General features: G+C 60.5%; 21 protein-coding genes and 2 pseudogenes. 7 read left to right on the top strand and 16 right to left on the bottom strand.

Going from position 1 to position 24896, the window contains the following annotated elements; translation table 11 throughout:
* Positions 1-6: 6 nt before the first annotated feature.
* The 11 genes and pseudogenes from LRP59_RS10985 to LRP59_RS10935 all read right to left on the bottom strand — a co-directional run bounded on the left by LRP59_RS10985 (position 7) and on the right by LRP59_RS10935 (position 10933).
* Positions 7-822, bottom strand: coding sequence for an LmeA family phospholipid-binding protein (locus LRP59_RS10985; RefSeq protein WP_002521333.1), 816 nt, complete (start codon positions 820-822; stop codon positions 7-9).
* Between the two features lie 16 nt (positions 823-838).
* Entirely contained in the window at positions 839-1579 is a 741-nt protein-coding gene (dapB, locus tag LRP59_RS10980; RefSeq protein ID WP_002514281.1) for a 4-hydroxy-tetrahydrodipicolinate reductase, read from the bottom strand.
* A gap of 166 nt (positions 1580-1745) precedes the next feature.
* On the bottom strand, positions 1746-3947 hold the full coding sequence (locus LRP59_RS10975; protein WP_002514282.1) for a polyribonucleotide nucleotidyltransferase: 2202 nt from the start codon (positions 3945-3947) through the stop codon (positions 1746-1748).
* Between the two features lie 320 nt (positions 3948-4267).
* Entirely contained in the window at positions 4268-4531 is a 264-nt protein-coding gene (gene rpsO / locus LRP59_RS10970) for a 30S ribosomal protein S15 (protein ID WP_002514283.1), read from the bottom strand.
* A gap of 239 nt (positions 4532-4770) precedes the next feature.
* Complete coding sequence (locus tag LRP59_RS10965; RefSeq protein WP_002521335.1) at positions 4771-5781, bottom strand: bifunctional riboflavin kinase/FAD synthetase; 1011 nt, start codon at positions 5779-5781, stop codon at positions 4771-4773.
* Positions 5782-5818: 37 nt separating this feature from the next.
* Positions 5819-6826: a glycine betaine ABC transporter substrate-binding protein gene (locus LRP59_RS10960; protein WP_002514285.1), complete on the bottom strand. Its 1008-nt coding sequence runs from the start codon at positions 6824-6826 to the stop codon at positions 5819-5821.
* Positions 6827-6868: 42 nt separating this feature from the next.
* Positions 6869-7735 (bottom strand): proline/glycine betaine ABC transporter permease, encoded by an 867-nt coding sequence (locus tag LRP59_RS10955; protein ID WP_002514286.1) that lies wholly within the window; start codon positions 7733-7735, stop codon positions 6869-6871.
* Between the two features lie 5 nt (positions 7736-7740).
* Positions 7741-9060 carry a glycine betaine/L-proline ABC transporter ATP-binding protein gene (locus LRP59_RS10950; protein ID WP_002521336.1) on the bottom strand — a complete coding sequence of 440 codons (1320 nt, stop codon included), beginning with the start codon at positions 9058-9060 and terminating at the stop codon, positions 7741-7743.
* Between the two features lie 318 nt (positions 9061-9378).
* Entirely contained in the window at positions 9379-10266 is an 888-nt protein-coding gene (truB, locus tag LRP59_RS10945; protein WP_148378648.1) for a tRNA pseudouridine(55) synthase TruB, read from the bottom strand.
* Positions 10267-10318: 52 nt separating this feature from the next.
* Entirely contained in the window at positions 10319-10666 is a 348-nt protein-coding gene (locus tag LRP59_RS10940; protein ID WP_002519306.1) for a cupin domain-containing protein, read from the bottom strand.
* Between the two features lie 19 nt (positions 10667-10685).
* Positions 10686-10933, bottom strand: a pseudogene (locus LRP59_RS10935) (hypothetical protein).
* Between the two features lie 818 nt (positions 10934-11751).
* Between LRP59_RS10935 and LRP59_RS10930 the strand changes: the two are divergent.
* The 7 genes and pseudogenes from LRP59_RS10930 to LRP59_RS10900 all read left to right on the top strand — a co-directional run bounded on the left by LRP59_RS10930 (position 11752) and on the right by LRP59_RS10900 (position 17963).
* A pseudogene (locus tag LRP59_RS10930) lies at positions 11752-13675 on the top strand (BglG family transcription antiterminator).
* Positions 13672-14178 (top strand): transcriptional regulator GutM, encoded by a 507-nt coding sequence (locus tag LRP59_RS10925; RefSeq protein WP_002521340.1) that lies wholly within the window; start codon positions 13672-13674, stop codon positions 14176-14178. Before LRP59_RS10930 ends, LRP59_RS10925 begins: the two are co-directional and overlap by 4 nt.
* 87 nt (positions 14179-14265) lie before the next feature.
* The gene (locus tag LRP59_RS10920) at positions 14266-14844 is read left to right on the top strand and encodes a PTS glucitol/sorbitol transporter subunit IIC (RefSeq protein ID WP_002514294.1); all 579 of its coding nucleotides are present in this window, start codon (positions 14266-14268) and stop codon (positions 14842-14844) included.
* Between the two features lies 1 nt (position 14845).
* Positions 14846-15895 (top strand): PTS glucitol/sorbitol transporter subunit IIB, encoded by a 1050-nt coding sequence (locus tag LRP59_RS10915; protein WP_002514295.1) that lies wholly within the window; start codon positions 14846-14848, stop codon positions 15893-15895.
* Positions 15896-15922: 27 nt separating this feature from the next.
* Complete coding sequence (locus LRP59_RS10910) at positions 15923-16291, top strand: PTS glucitol/sorbitol transporter subunit IIA (protein WP_002514296.1); 369 nt, start codon at positions 15923-15925, stop codon at positions 16289-16291.
* Positions 16288-16587, top strand: a complete 300-nt coding sequence (locus LRP59_RS10905; protein WP_002514297.1) for an HPr family phosphocarrier protein — start codon at positions 16288-16290, stop codon at positions 16585-16587. The genes LRP59_RS10910 and LRP59_RS10905 overlap by 4 nt, the downstream gene beginning before the upstream one ends.
* A 2-nt stretch (positions 16588-16589) precedes the next feature.
* Positions 16590-17963: a sn-glycerol-1-phosphate dehydrogenase gene (locus tag LRP59_RS10900; protein ID WP_148378651.1), complete on the top strand. Its 1374-nt coding sequence runs from the start codon at positions 16590-16592 to the stop codon at positions 17961-17963.
* Positions 17964-18037: 74 nt separating this feature from the next.
* On the opposite strand, the gene rbfA is transcribed toward LRP59_RS10900, so the two are convergent.
* The 5 genes from rbfA to infB form a co-directional block, all read right to left on the bottom strand.
* Complete coding sequence (gene rbfA, locus LRP59_RS10895; protein WP_002514299.1) at positions 18038-18469, bottom strand: 30S ribosome-binding factor RbfA; 432 nt, start codon at positions 18467-18469, stop codon at positions 18038-18040.
* 80 nt (positions 18470-18549) lie between these two features.
* Positions 18550-19161, bottom strand: coding sequence for a hypothetical protein (locus tag LRP59_RS10890; protein WP_002514300.1), 612 nt, complete (start codon positions 19159-19161; stop codon positions 18550-18552).
* Complete coding sequence (locus LRP59_RS10885; protein WP_002514301.1) at positions 19158-20330, bottom strand: hypothetical protein; 1173 nt, start codon at positions 20328-20330, stop codon at positions 19158-19160. Before LRP59_RS10885 ends, LRP59_RS10890 begins: the two co-directional genes overlap by 4 nt.
* Positions 20327-21130, bottom strand: coding sequence for an ABC transporter ATP-binding protein (locus tag LRP59_RS10880; protein ID WP_002514302.1), 804 nt, complete (start codon positions 21128-21130; stop codon positions 20327-20329). The genes LRP59_RS10885 and LRP59_RS10880 overlap by 4 nt, the downstream gene beginning before the upstream one ends.
* A gap of 665 nt (positions 21131-21795) precedes the next feature.
* On the bottom strand, positions 21796-24690 hold the full coding sequence (infB, locus tag LRP59_RS12175; RefSeq protein WP_002514303.1) for a translation initiation factor IF-2: 2895 nt from the start codon (positions 24688-24690) through the stop codon (positions 21796-21798).
* Positions 24691-24896 lie beyond the last annotated feature (206 nt).

Raw genomic sequence — 24896 nt, 5'->3', positions numbered from 1 at the left:
AGCGGATCACCGTCCCGTGAGATCAGACAGTTTCACTTCGGTGCCAACCAGAGAGAAGTCGAGACCTTGTGGCGTCGCTTTAAGGGATTCATAATGCAGATTTCCCAGATTAGGAAGAGTAAACCGTGCGGTAATCCCTTCTAGGATCGGTTTGAGCAACACGTCAGGGATTGGGATGTCATCGAGGCTCGCCGACGGACTACTCAAGGTCACCCGCCGAGACGTGGCCTCGACCCCGGGTACGGCGGTAATACTGACGTCTACCCGAGCTCCCAATACCGACATCTCCCGCACGATCGTCACCCTGCCGGTTTCCCCGGTGTTGTCGTTATAGGTGATTTTTGCACCCGCCAACCGCGACAGCTCAGACCAGTCAACACGGCCAGAGGCTGACATCGTCTCGGCCACTGTCTGGGATTTCTCCCGGACATGCCGAATTCCATTGGCATGAACGTCGACGTCATGGAAGGTCACCGTGGTGTCGTCTCTGGTCACAGTCGCCTTCGGAATGGTCGCATCAAGCCCCTGCAACTCGTCGGTGACTAGCGCTTTGAGGAAAGGACGGTTGTGAATCGTCACCCCAACCGTCGAGGCATCGGCTCCCACGGACGTCGCAATAGTCGTTGCAATGTCCTTTTCAGCTCTCGCCCGAAATGTCTGATCAACAATCATTGCTGCGACCGCAAGCAACGCAACGACGACAATGGCAATCAGCCACTTAATAAAGCGATGGCGATGGCGGTCACGGTCGACCGTCACCACCGTGTCAGAACCGGTCCGTGGCCTCGGCGGAAGTACCTGAGTCGGCTCGCTTGGCGTCATCGAGAACGTAGGACGCTCATTCAAGTCCCAGCAACCCTTCAATACCAACAGTCAGACCAGGACGATCCAGGACTCCGCGAACCCCCGTCAGGACACCCGACATGAAGGAGACTCGGTCCATGGAATCGTGTCGGATCGTGAGAGTCTCTCCCTCAGCTCCGAATAGCACCTCCTGGTGGGCGACGAGACCGCGTAGACGCACGCTATGGACGTGAACCCCCTCAACGACAGCTCCACGGGCTCCGTCGAGCTGACTCTTCGTTGCGTCCGGGACCTCTCCCAAACCGGCCTCTTGACGCGCTGCCGCGATCTTGGTCGCGGTTGTGCGGGCAGTACCGGAAGGCGCGTCAACCTTATTGGGGTGATGCAGCTCGACGATCTCCGCAGACTCGTAGAACCTTGCGGCCTGCTCGACGAAGTGCATCATGAGGACAGCGCCGATAGAAAAGTTCGGGGCCACCAAGCAGCCGATGTTCGGATGGTCGGCGAGCTGGTCGCGCAGAACCTGATACCGCTCATCGTCAAACCCAGTCGTGCCGACGACAGTGTTAATGTCATGGGAAATCGCCCATGACAGGTTATCCATAACGGCGTCCGGAGTGGTGAAGTCGACGATGACGTCGGCTCCCGAAGCGTCGGAACGGTCGCCACCGCTATCAACAGCCGCAACAAGCTCGGTGTCCTCAGCTTCCTCGACGGCCTGGCACACCGCAGTTCCCATACGTCCCTTGGCTCCGAACACAGCGACCTTAATCATCTGGACCTTCCTTCCTGACGACGGCACCTCTCCTGGCGCCCGAACCAGACTACCTAGCAGGGCTGACGTTCCTGGGCCATGTTCAATCCGTGCGCAACGAACGGGCTGCCCCAGCACAATGCCGGGGCAGCCCGCAAACGTCAACTCCCTCAGTGAGAGTTACGACTCACTCATCAGCGTCGTCTTCGTCGGAAGCCAGCACCAAAGAGAGCTTGCCACGGTCATCGACCTCGGCGATCTCCACCTGGATCTTCTGACCGACCGACAGCACGTCCTCGACGGCCTCGACGCGTTTACCGTCGTTAAGGTCACGCATCTTGGAGATGTGCAACAGGCCATCCTTGCCGGGCAGCAGAGAGACGAAAGCGCCAAAGCTCGTCGTCTTGACGACGGTGCCGAGGTAACGCTCACCGACCTCGGGCATCTGTGGGTTAGCGATCGCGTTGATCATCGAACGGGCAGACTCGGCCGAATCTCCGTTATCAGCCCCGATGAAAATCGTGCCATCGTCCTCAATAGAGATATTGGCGCCAGTGTCGTCCTGAATCTGGTTAATCATCTTGCCCTTGGGGCCGATGACCTCACCGATCTTGTCCACTGGGATGTGGACGGTAATGATGCGCGGAGCAGTCGGGGCCATTTCATCGGGAGAATCGATGGCCTCGTTCATCACCTCAAGGATCGCGGTGCGAGCCTCCTTAGCCTGCTTGAGAGCACCGGCGAGCACGTCGGCAGGGATCCCGTCGAGCTTGGTGTCCAGCTGCAGCGCAGTGACGAACTCGCTAGTACCGGCCACCTTAAAGTCCATGTCGCCGAGGGCGTCCTCAGCACCGAGGATGTCGGTGAGAGCCCGGTACTTGGTCTTGCCGTCCTCGTCAGTCTCGCTCATGAGGCCCATGGCGATTCCAGCGACTGAGGCGCGCAGCGGCACACCGGCATTGAGCAAGGCGAGGGTGGAGGCGCAAACCGACCCCATCGAGGTCGAACCATTAGAGCCAATAGCCTCGGAAACCTCGCGGATGGCGTAGGGGAACTCCTCGCGGGTCGGCAACACCGGAATGAGGGCCCGCTCGGCGAGGTTACCGTGACCAATCTCGCGACGCTTCGGGGAACCAACACGGCCGGTTTCACCGGTGGAGTACGGCGGCATGTTGTAGTTGTGCATGTACCGCCGGGTGTTTTCCGGGGAGAGGGTGTCAAGCTTTTGCTCCATATCGAGCATGTTGAGAGTCGACACGCCCAGAATCTGGGTCTCGCCGCGCTGGAACAGGGCTGAACCGTGGACCCGCGGAATAATGCCGACCTCAGCCGACAGGGAGCGGATATCACGCGGTCCACGACCGTCGATTCGCACGCCTTCATCAAGGACGCGCTTGCGGACGATCTTTTTCATGACGGCCTTGAACGCTCCGGAAATCTCAGCCTCGCGTTCCGGGAACGTCTCAGCGAGCTCGGCCTTGATGCGGGCCTTGAGCTCGGACTCAGCCTCCTGACGCTCCAACTTCGCAGCAATCTGCTCGATGCGGGAGAGCTCGTCAGCAGCCTTCTCCTCGACGGCAGCGTAGACGTCATCCTCGTAGTCCTTGAAAACCGGGAAGTCGTAGGTCTCCTTAGGCAGCTTGGCAGCCAGAGCGACCTGAGCGTCACACAGCACCTTGATGAAAGGCTTGGCGGCCTCCAGACCGGTAGCGACGACTTCCTCCGTCGGAGCGGTGCGCCCGCCGCGCACGAGGCCCCAAGTAGCCGGGGTTGACTCTGCCTCAACCATCATGATGGCAACGTCGCCGTCGGCTAGCGCACGACCAGCGACGACCATATCGAAGGTCGACTCCTTACGCTGATCGACGGAAGGGAAGCACACCCACTGGTCGTCGATGAGAGCCATCCGGACGCCACCAACCGGCCCGGAGAAGGGCAGACCAGCAAGCTGGGTGGACATCGAGGCGGCATTGATGGCAACGACGTCGTAGTAAACGGCCGGGTTGAGAGCCATGACAGTGACGACGACCTGGACCTCGTTGCGCAGTCCCTTAACGAAGGACGGACGCAGCGGGCGGTCAATGAGGCGGCAGGCGAGGATGGCACCCTCGGACGGGCGTCCCTCACGGCGGAAAAAGGAGCCGGGGATACGCCCGGCGGCATACATGCGCTCCTCGACGTCGACCGTCAGCGGGAAAAAGTCGATGGAATCGCGAGGAGTTTTAGCGGCCGTAGTGGCCGACAGCAGCATGGTGTCACCATCAAGGTAGACGGCGGCGGATCCATCCGCCTGCTGAGCCAGCAGTCCCGCCTCAAAACGGACGACATGCTTACCAAACTTGCCGTTATCGATAATGGCCTCGGTGAACTCGAGTCCAGGTCCCTCCACAGGGATATCCTTTCGCAGGGCCGACCACCGCCCGCAGGCGCTCCACAAGGCGCCCCTTTAGAGACCACACCGGTCTTCGATCGAAGCCGCCGGGATCGCGCCCCGGTGGCCACTACCGAGGACCCATGTGTCATGGGGAGGCAGTCGACGGTTACAGTGATTCTTAGTGTGGTTATGAGTCTACGGCATCAGCGACCAATCCCACGAATTGCCGCGATGCACACGGTGACCATCGCGGGTTCAGACGAGACCCGCGCATCGTGCGAACATAGCGAACGGGGCGCCCGTAGGGACACCCCGTCACATATGATCTAGAGCGCTCAGCGGCGCAGACCCAGACGAGCGATTAACTCACGGTAGTGCTCAATATCATTCTTCGCGATGTAATTGAGCAACCGACGACGCTGACCAACCATAAGCATCAGGCCACGACGAGAATGGTGATCGCCCTTATGAACCTTAAGATGCTCAGTGAGCTCGGCAATGCGCTTGGTGAGGATGGCAACCTGAACATCGGGGGAACCCGTGTCTCCAGGATGGGTCGCGTACTCTTCAATGATCTTCTTTTTCTCGGCAGCATCCATCTCAGTAGGTCCCTTTCTGTCCGTTGCGCGGCGTCCCCGACGCTCTTACTGCAGGAGACTCTTCCAAGGCCGCGGCCGTTCTGACGGCAACTGGGAGAGAATATCAACTCTGCCCATTAGGCGCGAATCCTGATGCGAGATGAGATATTGCCGACCGGGGAGAAGCCCCCAAAGAAATTCCACGCTCAGCGGGCTCAACTGACGCCCCAAGAGAACCGGACCCGCCCAGGCCGCACCCCTCAGGACAAAACTCGCTTGGCTGTCTCGACATCGTCGGCCATCTGAGAGATCAATGGCTCAATCCCATCGAACTTGATCTGGCCGCGCAGCCTCTCAGCGAAGGTCACCGCGATGTCCACCCCGTACAGCTCCAGGTCATCACGATCAATGACGTAGGTCTCGACGCGACGCTCGACCCCATCGAAAGTCGGATTGGTGCCCACCGAAATTGCCGATGGAAGTCGACGGCCAGCGTCCGGACCGCTGGTGGGCTCCAACCATCCGGCGTATACACCGTCGGCAGGAACAGCGCGGTCCTGGGGCACCACGAGGTTGGCCGTCGGGAATCCGAGTTCACGTCCGCGCTGGTCACCCATGACGACAACCCCACCAACCTCGAAGGGCCTGCCCAGCAGTTCTGCTGCCTCGGTGACCTTACCTGCAGCGACGACCTCGCGTACCCGGGTTGACGATACCGTCACCCCCGAGATAGCCACGAGGTCCATGGCGTGCACCTGGAAGCAGCCGTGTTCGGCCAAAGCATCCGGCGTACCTACCGCGTGACGTCCAAAGCGGAAATTCTGACCCACCAGCACATGCCTGGGCTGTAAGGGTCCGAGCACCCGATCAACAAACGCCGCAGGAGCCCAACTGGCAATCTCGGTAGTGAAATTGACTACGCGCACTTCGCTGGCGCCGGCATCCTTGAGCCACTCGATCCGTCGCTCCAGCGAACACAGCAAGGCCGGGGCCTGATCAGGAGCCACAACGGTCAGCGGATGGGGCCAGAAAGTGACGACGACGACGTAGCCGTCCGGATCCAGCCTCTTAGCCTCTTGAACCAGGGCCTGGTGGCCTCGATGCACACCATCGAAGTTTCCGATGACTACAGTCGACGATTCCTCGGGAACAGACACGTTGGGCAGTCTATGGTGCGAATCCAGTTGAACCCGAATCCGACCGAGCGTGCTTCCCTCACCCAATCCGTAAAGGGCAGCGACAGCCCGGAGACTGAATACCGTGGTCGGCAACGGGCTGCCGCACGGGCGGCCCGTATCGATGTCTGACTTACTTCTCGGCGAGTTGGCCAGTCTTAAGCTTGTCGACCCAGTCGTTGTTACGTGAGATCCATTCTTCGACGGCCTTTTCCTGGTTCTTGCCACCGTACTTGTCCGCAGAGAACATAGTGTCCTCGAGGTCGGAAAGCTTGTTGTCGTCAAAGGCCATATTGCGCACCAACTGGGCCACCTTCGGAAAGTCCTGCTCAAAGCCCGGACGGCCGAAACTGTAGATCACCTCAGCATTGCCCATAGCCTTCTTGGGATCCTTCAAGTCGCGGACCGGGAAGGCACCGTAGGCCCAGTGCGGGCGCCACAGGGTCACTGCGATGTCCTGACCAGCGCTGGTGGATTTCTTAAGTTGGGCCAGCATGGCCGGGGTTGATGAAATCTTGAAGTTGAGATTCTTCAACCCATATTTCGGGATGGCCGAGTCCTTGGTCGCCTTAGTCAAACCAGCACCAGCCTCAATCCCATACAAAGTATTGTCGTACTCATCGCCCATGGTTTTGAGGTCCCCGATAGTACGGGCCTTGGAATCCTTATTGACCGCAATAGTCAATTTGGCGTTGTCGTACCAACAGCCAAGGTTCTCCATCTTATCGCCATACCGCTTTACGTAATCGGCGTGAGTCACCGGCAGCCAGCCGTCGGTAAGGAGGTCGATATCCCCGGCGACAAGTCCGGCATAGCCTGGGCCAGCGTCGAAGCCCTTGATCGTCACCTTGTATCCGTCCTTCTCCAGGACGTTCTTCATAATCCCGGCAGTCGCGAAGGACTCATCCCAACCGTTGAAGGCACCAATGGTGATGTCCTTCTTGCCGTCGACCTTCATGGAAGTGGTGTCCTTCGACCCGTGACCAGGGGTGCAATCGGCCCACTTCGTGTTGACGTTGTCAGAACCGACGTCGGAGCCACCGGATTCCCCGTTTCCACTGTTAGTGGCACCACACCCAGATAGAGCCAGGGCCCCGACCGTCAGGGCGGATGTCACGGCGATGACCTTGCGTCGAACCATGCTTCTGCTCATCGGTACTTCCTCGTGTTCATGTGCATTGACTCAGCTCGCCCGCTGCGCCCGGGCGAGCGGAGTGCGATTGGCTAGTCCGTTGGTGATGCGGTCTAGGTATACAGCGACGATAACCACCGCCAAGCCAGCCTCCATGCCTAGGCCAATATCAACTTGGGACAGGGCTGCGACGACGTCACCGCCGAGGCCACCAGCACCGACCATGCCCGAGAGCACAACCATGGACAGGGCCAGCATGATGACCTGGTTAACACCGGCCATCACCGTCGGCATAGCTAGCGGCATCTGAATACGCCACAGGATGTGACGGGGGCTAGCACCGAATGCGGCGCCGGCCTCAACGGTCTCAGTGTCGACTCCACGGATGCCCAGCTCGGTGAACCGCACTCCCGGCGGCAGCGCGAAGATGATGGTCGCGATGGCACCGGGCACCTGTCCAATACCGAAGAGCACGATGACCGGAACCAGGTATGCCAAAGAAGGCATCGTTTGCATAAAGTCGAGGATCGGTTTGATGATGGCCGAGAATCGCTTCGACTTGGCCGCCCAGATACCCAATGGGATTGCCAGGATAAGGGCCAGGATGACCGCAACCACCACTAAAGCGAGGGTTTGCATGGTGTTGTTCCACTGGTCCATGGATCTCACCAGATAGAAACCGATGAGGGCAAACAGGCCCACTCTCCAGTTGGCGCAGGCCCAACCGATAGCGGCAAAGACCGCCATCATGACTAGGTATAACGGTTTGGACAGCACCAGATTAAGACCGTGGTACATGCCACCGATGACAACGTTTGTGAACGTGATGAGCCAGTCAAAGGCGTTCTGGAACCAGTCAAAGAAGGTCTCGATCCAGCTACCGAGCGGAATTCGAGGGTTAGCGAAATTGAAGCCCATGGCGATCAGGCCTCCTTCTCGATCGTCGCAATCTGGTCAGCCGGCGGAAGACCGACCGGGTTACCGGTATCCCTGATAATGGGAAGCTTTCCGGTGTTCTCCAAGGACATGACAGATCCCTCTCCTGCCTCGTCGCGAGCTCGTGACATCGCGTCGAGCAGGGTCACCCGAGAGATGACACCCATGAGGTGGAAGTCCTCGTCGACAACGGCCAACGGCACCCTGGCGTTGCTGGTCGGAGCGAAGAGCTCGGACAACGGAGTGTCGGTCCGCGCCGTGAGGATGCCGCTAGTTTCCACCGCGTCAGCAATACTGCGATCTCCGCGGCGAGCAGCCTCGATGACCTCTTGATCGCCGACCGTGCCAAGCAAACGACGATGCTCATCGACAACGAAGACGCCAGCCCACTCGCGCTGGTCCAGGATCCGCTGAACTCGTCGAGGTTCTGCCGACCGAGAGACAACAGCCTCAGTGGGACGCATGACGGCTGACGCGGTGAGCACTCGGCTGCGGTCGACGTCCTGAACAAAGTCCGCAACGTAGTCGTCAGCGGGTTGAGTAAGGATCTCATCGGAAGTACCGATCTGCGCGACACGACCATTGCGCATCACGGCGATGTGATCGCCCAGGTACATGGCCTCATTGAGGTCGTGGGTAATGAAGATGATGGTCTTATTGAGAGCACCCTGCAGCTCGAGAAGCTGATCCTGCATTTCGCGACGAATAAGCGGATCAAGGGCCGAAAAAGCCTCATCCATGAGCAGGATGTCGGTCTCGGCTGCGAGTGCACGAGCCAGACCAACTCGCTGCTGCATGCCACCGGAAAGCTGATGAGGATACTTGTCTCCCCACCCATTAAGACCGACAGTGTTCAGCCACTCGTTGGCCTTCTCAAGGCGTTCCTTCTGCTTGAGCTTGCCTTGCAACTTCAGCCCGTAGGCCGCATTTTCACGCACAGTAAGATGAGGAAGTAGTGCGAAGTGCTGGAAAACCATTGAGACGTGGTCGCGACGCAGCGCCCGCATCTGAGCATCATTCATGCCAGAAACGACTTTGCCGGCAACCTCAACGGTACCCTCAGACGGGGACCACAGCCCGTTAATCATCCTGATGAGGGTGGACTTTCCGGATCCCGACAGTCCCATGACGACGAAGGTCTCCCCCTTAGCGACCTCAAAGCTCACGTCAATGACAGCCGCGGTGCCGAGAGAGGCGAGTTCTTCTCGAGACTCCCCTGCCTTGAGTCTTTCGATCACTTGTCGCTCATTTTTACCGAAAACCTTGTACAGGTGGGATGCTCGAACTAAATCCACGTCGTACGGCACCTTTCGTATGGAAGATTTGGAAATAACCCAGGCGACACAAAACGCCACGGCCTCATGTCACGGCGACATCGATCACCGAAATGGCGGGCCGACATCGGCGCAAATTAACCATTTGATGGTATCACGCTATATCTATGTATGCAAATGCGAATATTTTATTCATAACAATACGAATCGTTATGAAATGTTTACAACAATGCTAGAAATACGCGTCTGTGTGTGAGTAATATCGCCCGGAGCGCCAAAGATCACTTCGACCATGGCTATGCAGCTGAGCGTATTATGGCGCGCTCTATCCAAAGTGGTGTGACGGCGTCGTCACACCAGCACACATATTGCGCGACTCTGGCCATCTTTCTCGTCATCCGGACGATATAGGGCCAACAATTCACCAGTTTCCGCAATTATTGCGGTCACTTCCGCCGGCACCGTGAAATTTAGACGTCGACCCACCCGGATAGCAGCTGCTTGGTCCGCAGTGACGTGAACAACGGGGAAACTGAGTGCAGCGGCCTCAGCCATTGTCATCGGGGTGGGTGTGACGGCGTCCTGCGCGAAAATATCTACACAGGCAGCGGTGAGATCGAACGGGCCGACGCGAGTACGACGCAGGGCGGTGAGATGTCCCCCGACTCCAAGATCCGCACCGATGTCACGAGCCAGCGCCCGCACGTAGGTTCCCGAGGAGCACGTAACCTCGACGTCGGCGTCAATTACCTGACCGTGACGTCGAATAGCAATAGCCTCAAACCGAGAAACGGTGACAGTGCGCGGCCGTAGGACGACGTCCTCACCAGCACGCACCTTGGCGTAGGCCCGCCGGCCGTTAACCTTGATCGCGCTGACGGCAGCGGGAACCTGTTGGATCTCTCCGGTCTGACGCGCCATCGCGGCGTGAATGGCCCTGTCTTCGATTGCGGAAGCGTCGGTGGTCACAGTGACGTCCCCCTCCGCGTCATCAGTGACGGTGCCCACCCCTAGCCTCATGGTGGCGGTGTAGTCCTTATCATGCAAAGACAAGTCGCCCAACAGGCGAGTCGCGCGATTGACCCCAACGACGAGGACGCCGCTGGCCATTGGGTCAAGAGTTCCAGCGTGGCCGACCTTGCGAGTACCCATGAGGCGCCGCACCCGCCCAACCACCTGGTGAGACGTGACGCCGGCAGGTTTGTCAACGACGAGGACGCCAGACTGGAGAGTATTCATCGGAGCCAGTATCCCGACTCAGGAGGGCTTCAACAAGCTGGTCTGCCCAAAGTCACGCGGTGATCATGTACAGGGCCATTTTCGAGGCCTCAACTGCCCTCACCGCGTGGGGCAGACGCGTTGTGAAGTGCACTATGCCCCCAGGGTTCAGAGTCACGGTGCGCCCCTCGGCAGTGATTTCGAGCTGACCTTCAAGAGCCTCGACGATGACGGGCATCGCGGCAGTGTGCTCCGACAGCTCCTCTCCGGCAGCAAAGGAGAACAGGACGATGTTCACCCCCTCGGCTCGCATGACAGTTTTGGAAACAGTTGACCCGTCAGAGTAATCAATCTGAGCGGCGAGGTTTTCGATGAACCCGAGGTTGTTCGTTTCCGTCATGGGGTATCCCTTCATGGTCATTGCTGTGGCGGAGTGATCACTATGATCCACCCGCAGCGAGCACGGTCCCGGCACGATCGTTGCGGGCGAAGAAGCCCCGCATCATCAAGACGCCCACGCACCATATCAGGATCGCCTTACCTTCGTGATCGGCACCATCGTCAAACCAGCGAAGCCGAGGCACGTTATCCACCACCATGTAGAACGATGATCGACGAGAGGGCTTCTCACTGACGTCAACAATGCGTTTCGATTCGACTCACCAACTGCGCAACGGGCGTCGAACACGGAAGGACTACTCCGGTAACAGCATCAATCCACCTAGCGCAGCGAGCCAGTCAGTGAAGCGAGGCCAATCCAGTAGAAGCGTCATAGCGGCGTAGATGTCGCAACGGTACCTCAAGTGGTTGTTGGTCGATTCGATGCTAACTTGATCGTTACCCCAGAGGGGTGCAACCGAACAAACACCCGGCGGAAATACTTGCAAGATCTGCTCTCGCATCAATCACCCCTCCATCTCGCAATCTGAGTCCTGACCTTCTGGGCACGATCGCACCTCAATGCACAGCGTCCATGCACGAGATTACACAGGGATCATGTACGAGTCTTGCCATCCGGTTGCATGGGCCCAGCACCATATGTAAGCCCCCCACCCTGTGCAACCGATTGCACATAGATATTGAACCAAATTCAACAAAGAAAAGTCTGCTAATAAAAGCAATGATCAGAGATGTGGCGCGAGCCGAATACCCAAGACGAACAACCCGAATCGGGCATTCGTAATGCACAATCCTGGGCCTGATAACTATCGACAGCCGCACGGCTTCTATGGTGCGTCGACACGACCAACTGACCTCAAAGAGATCGATGACCACAGGCATGCTGCAACGTCGCACTGGAAGGGTCAAGACCGGTATGAGGGTAATAGGTCCTCCTCTACCTGACGAACGGTACGCGAGTGTGTACCGCAACCGCATAGAGCGACTCATCGCGCCACTGCCTTTCCAAAAGTCGGAAAGAAGCACGCACAATGCCGCAAGACCGGGGCGCAGGTGCGGTGCTAACTTCATGCCAACCAACAAGGTCGAGCACAAGGAGGTGATCTCATGGACCGAGAAATGTGGATCCTCAGGCAACTGGAGACATCGCTGACAGCCTCCGCCGAAGCGCTGGCAGAACGCCTGCAGGTCAGCCCCCGCACCATCACCAACGCCATCAACACGCTCAACCGGATGCTGGCCCCTGCGGCGTCCGTACGCCCCACCGGCGGCCGTTACCGCCTCTACATTCTCGACCCACAGGAATACAGCCAAATCCGTGGTCGTCTGGTCCGCGCCACGGACTCCCTCAACGACCCACGTCATCGCCGCGCACAGGAGTTCGGAGTCCTGCTGTCTGCCAAACACCCGGTGACCTCGGACGACCTGGCCGACATCGTCTGCACCTCCCGAACAACCGTCTTGGCCGACATTGCCCGATTGCGTGAAGCCCTGAAACCCCTCGGAGTACGCATCGAGGGGCGTTCCAACTGGGGTTTCAGCCTCGCCGCCGAGGAACTCGATCTGCGTCTGGCCGAGCTAACCCTCTACCCCGCCGAACTCGTCGACGAGTACCCTATCGACGACGACATCGTCGCCGTCGTTTCCCGGATCACCGGGCAGGCTCACCTGTCCAGGCCATCACGTCACTATGTGCGTCGCTGGCTCACCGTTCTACTCGATCGAACCCTCACCAGCCACCCACTAGACGAGATGCCCGAGGAGTACCAACGTCTTCGCAACACCCCCGCCCACCGCATTGCTTCCGAACTTCTCACCGAAGCTGAAGATCTCGTTTCGACCACCTTCCCAATCGAAGAGGAGCTCTTCCTCGCCATGTCAGTCGCCGGAATGCGCACCCCCGACAGTGCGCAGGGTCGTCAGCTCTTCCCCGCTGACGAGGAGGTTCCCGGCCTCGTCGACGCCATCTTTGAACGTATCGCCGAGGTCATGCAGATCCATCTGGACGCCGACGAGCTTGCTGACGAGTTCGCCCACCACCTCACGTTCATGCTCAACCGGATACGTTTTCGCGTCACGATCGACGAGGAGTCGGTGCGCAGCATTCGCTATCAGTACCCGGTGGCCCATCGGATGGCCGAGATCAGCCGCGACGTCATCGAGGAACGCACCGGTATGCGGATCAGTGACTCCGAAACCGGACTACTGACGGGCTATCACCATAGTATTCCTCGACTCCCACCGTGCCTGCCCCTACCTCAGGTTGGCGATCGTCACAGCGACCGGACGGGTCTCAGCCAACCTCATGCGGATCCAGCTCGATAAAGTGCTCCCCCACGGCACCAAGTACCTCATGCTGACCGGCGACGAGGCAGACGAGTCGACGCTGGCCAGAACGGATCTCGTCGTCGCCACCCCCGATGTCGACATCACGGCCCTTGCCTTCGGCGACGTTCCAGTCATTCAGCTCGGCCAGGTCTTTGATCCCGCCGAACTCATCAGCCGGATGTCAAGGTTAAACCTGCGTGGTCACGTCGACCTTCAGCTCACCGGGGCCAACTCGTCGTTACTTATGTCGATGCTCTCCCCCGACCGTTTCATGGCCATGCCAGCAGGAACCGATTACTGGTCGGCAACCGAGGCTCTCGTAGCCTACTTAGTTGACCAGGGTCTGGTCGACGAGACCTTCCTGACCACACTGCGGGCTCGCGAGAACGAAGCAACCATGCTACTCGACGGTCTCGTCGGATTCCCCCACGCCACCATCCCAGGGGCCGAACGCATCGTGCTGGCGATGGCGACCATTCCGCGCCGCCCAGAGCAGCCCGGTGCTCGCGTCGTCTTCCTTATGGGTGTTCCCGACAAAACCGACTACGACGACACCATCCTCATCACCGTCTACGACGAGATCATTCGCCTGACCAACGACCCAGACCTGCTCAACCGGCTAAGCCAGCTCACCAGTTATGAAGATGTCTTCTGGCTCATGGCCTCCCGCCCCTGCAATCCCGTCTGCCCCGAGGAGAGATGATGTTCTGGCCCGTTCTTGCCACCGTCGCAATCATCTATGTGTGCAATGCCACCCTAGCCATGCGCCAGATGAGGAATTTCTCCACGACCTACACACTGCTGCGCAAACGCGGAAAAGTCGCCATCGGCAAACAGAAGAACGCGCTGAGTCGGGGCGCCATCGTCATGTTCCTGCTCGACGATAGGGACCGTGTCGTCGCGGGCCGTCGTATGAACGGCATCACCGTTCTGGCCAGGTTCAGGGACTTCCCGGTCTTCGACGGGTTGCCTCTCGAAGAGATCGACCCTGCATATGTGCGAACTGATCGAGTAACGCGGCGCGCCATCGCCAACGCCCGTGACAACTTCCTCACAGCCCTGGCTGGCGAGATCCCGGTCGAGCCCCCGACCCCGCTTATGAAGGTCATCAACCGAGTCGACGCCAAGGTAGGACACACCCGTGAACGACCTGCGGCTGACACCCGGCACGTCGTCCGCAGACGTGGGCTCACCGCCGTCGACTGAACGGCTCCGCTCAACACAATTCTCTCTCCCCCCGTGCTTCCGCAGCCGGGGCCATCCCGAACGCCACCACATACGAAGGAGTTGACCATGCACTACCTGGTGGAGGCCGCTGAATGGTTCGTCGGCCTGTTCCAAGAAGGTGCGAAGACATTCGTGAGCTGGATGGGAAGCATCGTGCCCCTGGTGCTTATGCTCCTCATCGCCATGAACTCGCTCATCCGCCTCATTGGTGAGGACCGGATCAACCGCCTCGCCCAGAAAGCCGGAAACAATCCCGTCAGCCGTTATCTTCTGCTCCCCTTCATCGGCTCATTCATGCTGTGCAACCCGATGGTGCACTCCCTGGGCCGATTCCTCCCGGAGCGCTACAAGCCGAGCTACTTCGCTTCGGCGGCCCAGTTCTGCCACACCAGCAACGGGATCTTCCCACACATCAATCCTGCCGAACTATTTATCTGGCTCGGCATCGCCCAGGGCATCACGAAGGCTGGACTACCGACCGGGCCGCTGGCGATCCGCTACCTGCTCGTTGGCCTCGTCCTCAACTTCGTCGGTGGCTGGGTGACCGACTTAACTACCAGATACGTGAGCAGGCAGCAGAAGGTCATCCTCCCCGACACCATGGACGGGAAGATCGTCCACGTCGACACCCTTGTGGAGGCCTGAGATGACCGAGTACCACTCCGTCACCGTTTCCCATGGCTCCGGCGGCTACGGCGGCCCCCTCACCATCACCCCTACCGAGGCTAAACACAAGCTCGTCTACATCGTCGGCGGAGGCGTCCGGCCCCCGGTCGTTGATCGCATCGCCGAGCTGTCTGGTGCCGAACCGGTCAATGGGTTTAACACCTCCATCCCCGACGAGGAGATGATGGCCGTCATCATCGACTGCGGGGGGACCCTAAGGTGCGGAATCTACCCTCGCAAGGGAATCCCGACTATCAACGTCATGCCAACCGGTAAGAGCGGTCCGCTGGCCCAATACATCAACGAGTCGATCTACGTCTCCGCCGTCGACGTCGACCAGGTCCGGTTGGCCGACTCACCTACATCCTCCGCCACTGTCACCTCCCCCGCTATAGCCGCCGCTGCCGCGCCACGGTCAAAAGCCGGAACAGCAGGCACCGTCCAGGGGGAATGGAGCACTGACAAGAAGATTTCCAAGGCCGTCGCCGAGAAGAAGAACAAGACCGTCATGGACAAGATCGGCCTGGGCGCCGGCAAGGTCATCTCGGTGTTCTACCAAGCCGCTCGAGACGCAGTGCAGGCTATGCTGACCACCATCATCCCCTTCATGGGGTTCGTAGCCATGCTTATCGGCATCATCAACGCCTCCGGATTCGGTACCTGGTTCACCAAACTTCTCATCCCGCTAGCCGGCAACGGCATCGGGCTCATCGTCCTTGGCCTCATCTGCTCGCTGCCCTTCCTGTCGCCCCTGCTCGGCCCAGGAGCCGTCATCGGTCAGATCATCGGAACTCTCATCGGCGTGGAGATCGGCAAGCACAACATCCATCCCAGCTTGGCCCTTCCAGCGCTGTTCGCCATTAACACCCAAAACGCCTGCGACTTCATCCCGGTCGGCCTAGGACTAGCTGAGGCTGCCCCGGAAACAGTCGAGGTTGGCGTCCCCAGCGTCTTGTACTCGCGATTCCTTAACGGCGTCCCACGAGTCGCCATCGCCTGGCTGTGCAGCATCGGCCTGTACGCATCCTGACACTCAAACCTGATCCGGAGAACATCAATGTCTGTCATCTATCGCAATCAGATCTGCGCCGTCGGCTCGCAGGCCGAGTCCTTTCTCAGCGAGAAAATGCTTGTCACATTCGGGGGTAAGGCACCTGACGAACTTCGCGACTTCTGTTACGCCCTACCTGAGGCGACCTCGAGCGGCACCATCGGTGTCGGCGACGTCCTCGCCATCGGCGAGCACCGCTTCCCCATCACAGCAATTGGTGCCCTCGCACAGCGCAACCTCGACTCCTTAGGGCACGTCACCCTCGTCTTCGACGGCGCCGACGAGCCCCGGCTCGAGGGGGCCCTCCACGTACGCTGTGGCGGTGAGCTGCCCAGACCGCAGGCCGGCAGCACAATCCTCATCGAGTCAGCATGATCCGCACCGAGGTGACAATAGGCCACCCTGCCGGGATCCATGCCAGGGTGGCTGCACAGGCCGTACTACTGGCCTCCGGCCACTCGGCCAGTGTTTTCCTGCGATCCTCACGCGGGACGGCCAGTCTTACCCGGCTAGCGGACCTGCTGAGATTGGACGTCCACGAGGGCGCCGTCGTCGAGATCCTGGCCGATGGCCCTGACGAGGTCGAAGCACTGCACGAGGTCGCGACATTCCTCACGTCCGCCACAAACGACCCCGCACCACATACTGCATCAGACGAAGGGAACGATTGACCATGAGTGACGAGATCATCGCGGCAGCCGTCGCGGGCGCCGGGGACACCGACGTCGTCGAAATGGGACGGGGAGTCCTCGATCGTGCCGGAAACGTCCTGGCTGAGCACATGTGCCGCGTCAGGGCCCACAACCTGCCCGCCCTTGTCGTTGCCGACGAGCGCACCTGGGCAGTGGCGGGGAAGGCCGTCGAAGCCGGCTTACGCTCGGCCGGGGTGGCGGCCTGCGACCCGCTGGTCTTCCCTGCCGAGCCTTGCCTGTACGCCTCTTTAGACAACGCCCACACCATCGCCGACCGGCTGCGCACCCTAGACGCCGAGACCGGTTCGGCAGTCGTCCCGATCGCGGTCGGGTCAGGAGCCATTAACGACCTGACGAAACTGGCCGCCAAGAACGTGGGACGGAGTTACGCCGTCGTCGGAACTGCAGCCTCCATGGACGGCTACACGGGGGCCGGGGCGCCCATCAGCGACAATGGGGTCAAAGTGACGATGCAGTGCGTAGCACCGCAAGTTGTCATTTTCGACTTGGACATCACCGCCGCCGCACCACAGGTCATGACAGCATCCGGATATGGCGACTTGGCTGCCAAGATTCCCGGTGGTGCAGACTGGATCATCGCTGACGCCGCCGGGGTAGAGCCACTCGACCAGCATGTGTGGGCCCTCGTCCAAAGCGGCGTCCGGGATGCCCTATCACGTCCCGATGACCTGCGCCGCGGCGATCCGGAAGCATTCTCCGGGCTCGTAGAGGGTCTCATTCTGTCAGGCCTGGCGATGCAAGTTTACGACGGCACTCGTCCGGCATCTGGGGCCGAACACTACTTCAGCCACATCTGGGAGCTGACCCACGTGGGCACCGACCGCAACCCACCGCTGTCCCACGGGCACAAGGTCGCCATCGGGACCCTGGCCATGCTGGCTTTCTACGAGAAATTCCTCGATCGTGACCTGAGTAGTCTCGATGTCGACGCCGCGGTGGCGGCGTGGCCGCAGTGGCCCGCCGTCGAAGCTAATATTCGGTCAACCTTCGACGGAGCCCTGGCCGATCACGCGGTCGCCGAGACACGAGTAAAGTACGTCGAACCGGGAGAACTACGTGCCCGACTCACCCGGGTCATCGACGGATGGGAAGATACCCGCACGGCCCTGACTAAGCAGCTCGTGCCAGCCCGTGACTTCGCCGACCAGCTGCGTCGCGCAGGGGCACCGTCACGTCCCGAAGACATCGGGCTGACTGCCGCCGACGTACAAGCGACCTTCCCCAAAGCGATGTACTACCGCTCTCGCTACACCGTCCTCGACTTAGCACGAGAGGCCGGCTGGTACGACGAACTCGTCAACGAGGTCTTCTCCCCCGACGGCCTGTGGACATGATTCCTGTCACACCATGAACGGTGACCTCGGGCCGATTACCCGGGGCCACCGACGTCATGCAGGCAACTAGCCCTTCACTCCTCCTCGTCACGATGACGATAAGGATCAGTCTCACCGGCAGGTATGGCCCCCTCAGAACGACGTGCAATCTCAGCATCAGAGGCAGCGGCCCGAGCTAAAGCGTCCTCAATGGACTTGGCAGTCTCCGGGGTAGCGTCGCGCACGAACGTCAAAGTCGGGGCATAGCGCAGGCCGAGCCGCTTGCCGACGGTGGAGCGCAGTAGTCCCTTGGCCGATTTCAACGCAGCTGCGGTAGACGCAATCTGCTGGTCAGTGCCCATGGCCGTCCAGAACAGCGTGGCGTCACGCGAGTCGCCGGTCAGACGCACGTCGGTAATCGTCACGAACCCTAACCGGGGATCTTTGACGCGGCGCTCGAGGGTTTCGGCAACGACAACCCTGATCTGGTCGGCCAGTTTGGCGACCCGGGGATTGGGTGGCTTCATGATCTCTCCTCGCCATTCGTGTCCTGAACCGGGTCCCTATCTTTCCACACCAGACACACCAACGCACACGACAGCGAGTCTCAACGCGATGGCCCGGGTGTGTGCCATTGCAGCACTACTCCGACGACGACCAATACAGCTGCCATAGCGAGACTCAACACGTCAAAGGGGCTCTGGTTCAGCAGCGCCCACCAGTAGGGAGTCGCCGCGGAATCCTTGGTACCCAGGATCCAGCACGACAGGACGAAGATGGTTCCCGGCAGCCACGCCCAGGCCACCGACAGTACGACGCTGGCGACCATCGCCAGTCCCACCAGCAGGACATGGTTGCGCGCAAACCACAGCACCCACCACTGAGAAATGGGTTGGTCACCGTTGAACAGGACGGCCCATGCCACTGGCCACACCAGAACGATGACGGCCCACACCACCCTCATGGTGCGAATGGGACGGTCGGGGAAGGCCTGCTCCCGTTGTGGGTCCGGGGAGGAGAACAATACGGAGGCGATGATGCCACTCAGGCTCGAAGGCCCCAGCCCCACATCAACCGACCTGCTGCCGGCAAACGGGACGGTGACGAGGTCGCCGCCAAGGTGATGGGCACAGACCATTCCCACCGTCAGATAGGCCACTACGGCCACCAGACCGCGACTGCGCAGGAACCATCCGAAGCAGGAGAGCCGACCCGTCATGGACAAGCCCTCACCTGTGCCACCATGGATCGCAGCGAGTCCGGGGCGAGGGGTTGACCGTCCATGACCGACACCAGTGCGTCGTCAAGGATTTCGACCGTCCCGTCACACTGTGAGGACGTGGAATCCTCGACTCCCAACAGGTTGTCACCCAGCAGGGGTGCGTTGAGATCCCCGGCCCATTCTCTCGCTGTGGAGGAGGTCGACACGTGCGTCCGCACCGGCAGGTAACCGGCCTTCCCTGGTCCTCCCTCGGGGGCGTAGACAATGCGTCTCTGGACCCCGCTGGCCATCAACAGGTCATCGACGCGGCCCATCGCCGTCGCGTACTCCTCCAGCCGCCAGGACAGGTCACCGGAGACGCATGCCATGGATCCGTGCTTGCCGACCTCACGACACCGCCAATCATCCGTGGATTCCCACACCTCCTCCGACCGAATCGTCGCTGCGGCGTCAACGATGACCGCTGCCACCAGAATCGTCGCCGTGAGCCACCGCCACCAAGGCCCACCACCGGGTGTCGTGATCACGGCCACGAGCACCAAGGAGACGACGATGACGGCACAATCGAGTCCAGCCCACAACGCGATGGCGTGCCAGGTGAGATGCGAAGGGGCGCCGTCGATGGCCGCAGGACCAGACCATCCGATGAGCAGGTCATAGGCCTCAGGAACGGCCCCCGCCACCAAGTAGACCGCGATGGCAGCGACAGCGGCGAGCAGATAGGAACCAGCCGCCACTCCAAGGACGGCCCCCAGGGCCAGGAATGCCGTGGCGGCCATGGCGGTGAGGACCGAACCCATCACGAGTCGCGGATCGGCGTCACCGGAAGCCACCAATGCGAGGATTGCGGTCGTTACCCCCACAGCCAGGAGCAGAACGGCTCCGACACCCATCAGCCAGGTGGTGACGATGGCGGCGGTGGCGCTGCGCGGCCAGGCTCGGGATGTACGCGTGACCCCGGCGCGGCGAAGACGGGCGCCGTACGCCACCCCGACTCCGCAGCACACTGGAGACAGGATGACCGTGTCCACCGAGACACTCCCCGTCGTCAAGGCGAAGGACTTCCACACGCGGGGATACATGTGCATCAGGCCAACGCTCGTGGCGACCCACAACACGGCAAGCCCCAGCCCAGACCAGACGGCCTGCCGAAGACAGGCTTTCATCGGTCCCCCTCAAGGAGCTCGGATTCTGCGCGACCTTGCATCAGGTGCAGGTAACCTTGCTCAGCCACTGACACGTGGTCCTGTGAATCAGATTCTCCTGCTGCAGCCATCAATTCGGGCAGCGTGCCGCTCCAGGTAATGTGTCCCCCATCGACCAGATGCACCTGGTCTGCGGACAAGGCGACGTCATCCATGAGATGGGTGGACAGCACGACGACCCGTGAGGCCGCCTGCTCGACGACGTGGCGGCGAAACGAGATCCGCTCCCCCGGATCCAGGCCCACGGTCGGCTCATCAAGAATGAGCACCTCGGGGTCGTGAACCAGTGCCGCCGCGAGGAAGACCCGACGCTTTTGACCGCCCGACAGAGTACCGATGGGCTGGTGGGCGAATTGACCGACGTTCAGATCGGACATGACGCCTTGGCACCTGTGCCTGACCTGCGTGGACGGTACTCGATACATGCGCGCACAGAAGGCGAGAAAGTCTTCGACCGGCCACGACGGTGACCAGGTGCATTCCTGCGGAACGTACCCGATGTGGGCCCGGTACCCAGAGCCCTCCCATCGTCTCCTCACGGGTTGCCCGTCACGACGTAGCGTCCCGGCCCTCGGTCGTTTGATTCCGGTGAGCACAGCAAGCATCGTCGTCTTGCCCGCACCATTGGGGCCGACCAGGGCACTCACCCCCACCGGAAAGGTGGCCGATACCGGCCCCAGTTGCCAACCCGACCGGTATCGAACGACCACCTCGTCAAGTTCAATCGTGTCAGAACTCACCAATTCAACCCATCGCTGCACTTATCACGTCGAGCCACTAGGTCGATACAAATCTTAGAAGAACGTTGCCAACCGCCTCTTTGATTACGACCAACGCGGATCTTGGCGTCAGCATCCCATCTGTACGCCTTTCCACCAACCAAACGCCCAGTGCTGCCTGATGCCCCGGTTCTTAAGACTTTCGGTATACAGTTTCCACCCGGCATGGGCTGACAGGTATAATAAAGAACGGAAGCGTCGATCTTGCCGTAACCGCCCCTGTCAGTTTTCTTGTGACCCGCGACAGTGAAAATGTAATTAGCCTGAGAATGCCAGACACCATCTGATGACATGTAGGCTTTCTTATGTCCTTGGGTTTTTCCTGATGCTTTCGCCGATCCTCCTGTGACAGAAAGACTCTTCCACGATGTCACAGGAGTCGCTCTGATAGTATCAGCAAGTCCCGGCGCAGCAGAACACAAGCCAAAGACAGACTCGGCAAATGCAAACATAACTACAATGCGACTCTTCTTATACATTCGTCAGCCATCTTTCCAGTACATCGCGCAACGGGGCAACACCGCCCTATTGCTACCGAATTGTGAATGATAATATCCTTCGGGTCGCAATGGGCCAAATCGGCGGCAAAACACGAACGGGGCGACCACGCTTCCACGTGGACGCCCCGTTCAGGACAGTGACCAAGCTCAGTCGCGAGGCTTCTCCACCATCTCGTAGCACTGGATCTCGTCACCAACGTGAATATCGGAATAGTTGGTCAGGGTCAGACCACACTCGTAACCCTCACGCACCTCGGTGACGGCATCCTTCTCGCGCTGCAGCGTGTTGATCTCGGTCTCCTGGATCACCACGCCGTCGCGGACGAGACGGGCCTTGGCATGACGACGGATGGTGCCGTCGGTGATCATGCAGCCCGCGATCGTTCCAACCTTCGAAGAGCGGAAGATCTGGCGGATCTCCGCGGTGCCCATTGCCTTCTCCTCGTAGATCGGCTTGAGCATGCCTCGCAGGGCGGCCTCGATCTCGTCGATGGCGTCGTAGATGACCGAGTAGTACCGGATGTCAACGTTCTCCTCGTCAGCCATACGCTGGGCATGGGCGGTCGGGCGAACATTGAAGCCCACGATGACGGCGTTGGAAGCGGCAGCCAGCGAGACGTTGGTCTCGGTGATGGCACCGACGCCGCGGTCAATAACGCGCAGGTCAACCTCGTCGCCCACATCGATCTTGGCCAGGGCATCCTCGAGCGCCTCAACCGAACCAGCACCGTCGCCCTTAAGGATGAGCAGCAACTCCTCGGTCTCGCCCTTCTCCAACTGTTCAAACAGCTGGTCAAGGGTCTTGCGACGCGACGACCTGGCCTGCTGGGCAGCACGCATGCGGGCCTCACGCTTTTCAGCAATCTGGCGCGCCTTGCGGTCATCGTCAACAACCAGGAAGTTATCGCCAGCGCCGGGTACGGAGGTCAACCCAAGAACCTGAACCGGGGTAGCCGGAGCAGCCTCGTCGACGCTCTCACCTTGATCATTGATCATGGCGCGCACACGTCCATAGGAGGACCCGGCAACGATGGAATCGCCAATATGCAGGGTGCCACGCTGGATCAGGGCGGTGGCCACCGGACCACGCCCCTTATCGAGGTGGGCCTCAATGGCAACGCCCTGAGCGGCCATATCGGGATTGGCACGCAGATCAAGGGCTGCGTCGGCAGTCAGCACGATCGCCTCGAGAAGATCATCGAGACCCTCATGGGTACGAGCAGAGACATTGACGAACATCGTGTCGCCGCCGTACTCCTCCGGCACTAAGCCGTACTCGGTGAGCTGTCCACGGACTTTATCCGGATCAGCCTCAGGCTTATCGATCTTGTTGACGGCTACCACAATCGGCACATCAGCGGCCTTCGCGTGGTTCAAAGCCTCAACGGTCTGAGGCATCACGCCGTCATCAGCAGCCACGACGAGCACCGCGATATCGGTGGACTGGGCACCGCGAGCACGCATAGCCGTGAACGCCTCGTGGCCAGGAGTATCGATGAAGGTGATAGCCCTCTCGGCGTCGTCGACCTCGGTCTGGACCTGATAGGCGCCAATGGCCTGAGTGATACCACCGGCCTCGCCTTTCACCACGTCGGTATGGCGCAGGGCGTCCAACAGCTTCGTCTTGCCGTGGTCAACGTGACCCATGACGGTAACAACGGGGGGACGTGCAACGAGGTCAGAGTCGTCGCCCTCGTCCTCACCAAACTCGAGATCGAAGGACTCCAGCAGCTCGCGGTCCTCGTCCTCTGGGGACACGACCTGGATCTGGTAGTTGAGCTCGCCGCCCAGGATCTCCAGGGTGTCGTCAGATACCGACTGGGTAGCCGTGACCATCTCGCCCAGATTGAACAACACCTGCACCAGCTGTGCCGGCTCGGCATTAATCTTCTCGGCCAAATCGGTTAGCGAAGCACCACGGCGCAGTCGGACGGTCTCGCCATTGCCCTTACGGACGCGCACACCGCCGACCAGCGGTGCTTGCATCTCATCAAACTCTTGCCTGCGCTGCTTACGGGACTTACGACCCCGACGGCCGCCGCCACCGCGTCCGAAGGCACCCTGGGTACCACGACCACCGCGGCCACCACGACCGCCTCCGATAGGACCACGAGGCCCACCGCCGAAGCCGCCGCCAAAACCGCTACCGCGGGATCCACCGCGACCACGGCCACCACCACGTCCACCACGTCCGGTAGTAGCCTGACCGATCTGCGAGGACTGGTGTTTCGGCATCATGGCCGGGTTCGGGCGCGGCATACCGGAACCGCCGCGCGATCCCTGGCTGCCACCCGGACGGGGCATACGCTCACCCTGACCGGACCGGGATCCACCGGAACGTTGTCCGCCCTCAGAACGATGACGACTTTGCCCCATGCCCTGACTGGAGGCGAACGGGTTATTTCCGGGACGCGGAGCTCCGGTACGACGACCGGCGCCCGGACGCGGACCGGGACGAGCAGCGGAAGGCAACCCAGCGGATCCACCCGGTCGCGGCCCCGGACGGGCACCCGGCTTCGGAGACTTCGATGGCGCGCCAGGCTTCGGCTTCGGGGCCGGAGCGTGGGGCTTGAGAACATTCTGACCCGGCTTCGGAGTCGGCTTGGACTCCGGCTTCGCTGCGGGGGGCTCCTGCTGGGATGAAGCGCCGGAGGATTTGATGAGACCCGGACGTGGAGTCGCACTAGTACGTGCTGCAGAGCTGCGACCAGGCTTGGGGCCACTGCTAGATCCGGGGCGAGGACCAGGCGTGGGCTTCGGCCCGGGCCCCGGTTTGGGGCCGGGAGCCGGCTTGGCCGTCGTGGTCTCCTTGGAAGTCTTCTTAGACGACGTCTGCGACTTACGCGCCGCCGGCTTCGCGGCTTTGGCGTCATCGGCCGGTTCAGCAGAACCGATCTGATCACGTAGTCGTCGCACAACTGGTGCCTCAATAGTTGAGGAAGCCGAGCGGACAAACTCGCCCATATCGTTGAGCTTCCCCAAAAGCTGCTTGCTTGACAGTCCGAGCTCCTTCGCGAGCTCATAGACGCGGACCTTGGCCACTACTCTCCTTCGGGCCCGGCCGCGATGGACCTGGGCCTAATTGTTGTGAATCCTCATTGGTGCGAACTCATCGAGTGTTCATGAGCATCTGCCCACTTCCTATTCAGTCCCCTTGAGTCGGACGAACCGACCCACCGGGGGGGACACGATTCGGTGAGACCGCCGGACCTCCCGACGACATGCGTAACCAACTTTACCGAAAATGG

Origin of the sequence: Cutibacterium sp. 37298, from assembly GCF_023838685.1 — a bacterium.
Classification (GTDB): Bacteria; Actinomycetota; Actinomycetes; order Propionibacteriales; family Propionibacteriaceae; genus Cutibacterium; species Cutibacterium acnes.
Note: the sequence above shows the minus strand (reverse complement) of the source record. Positions and strands in the feature narration are given on the sequence as shown.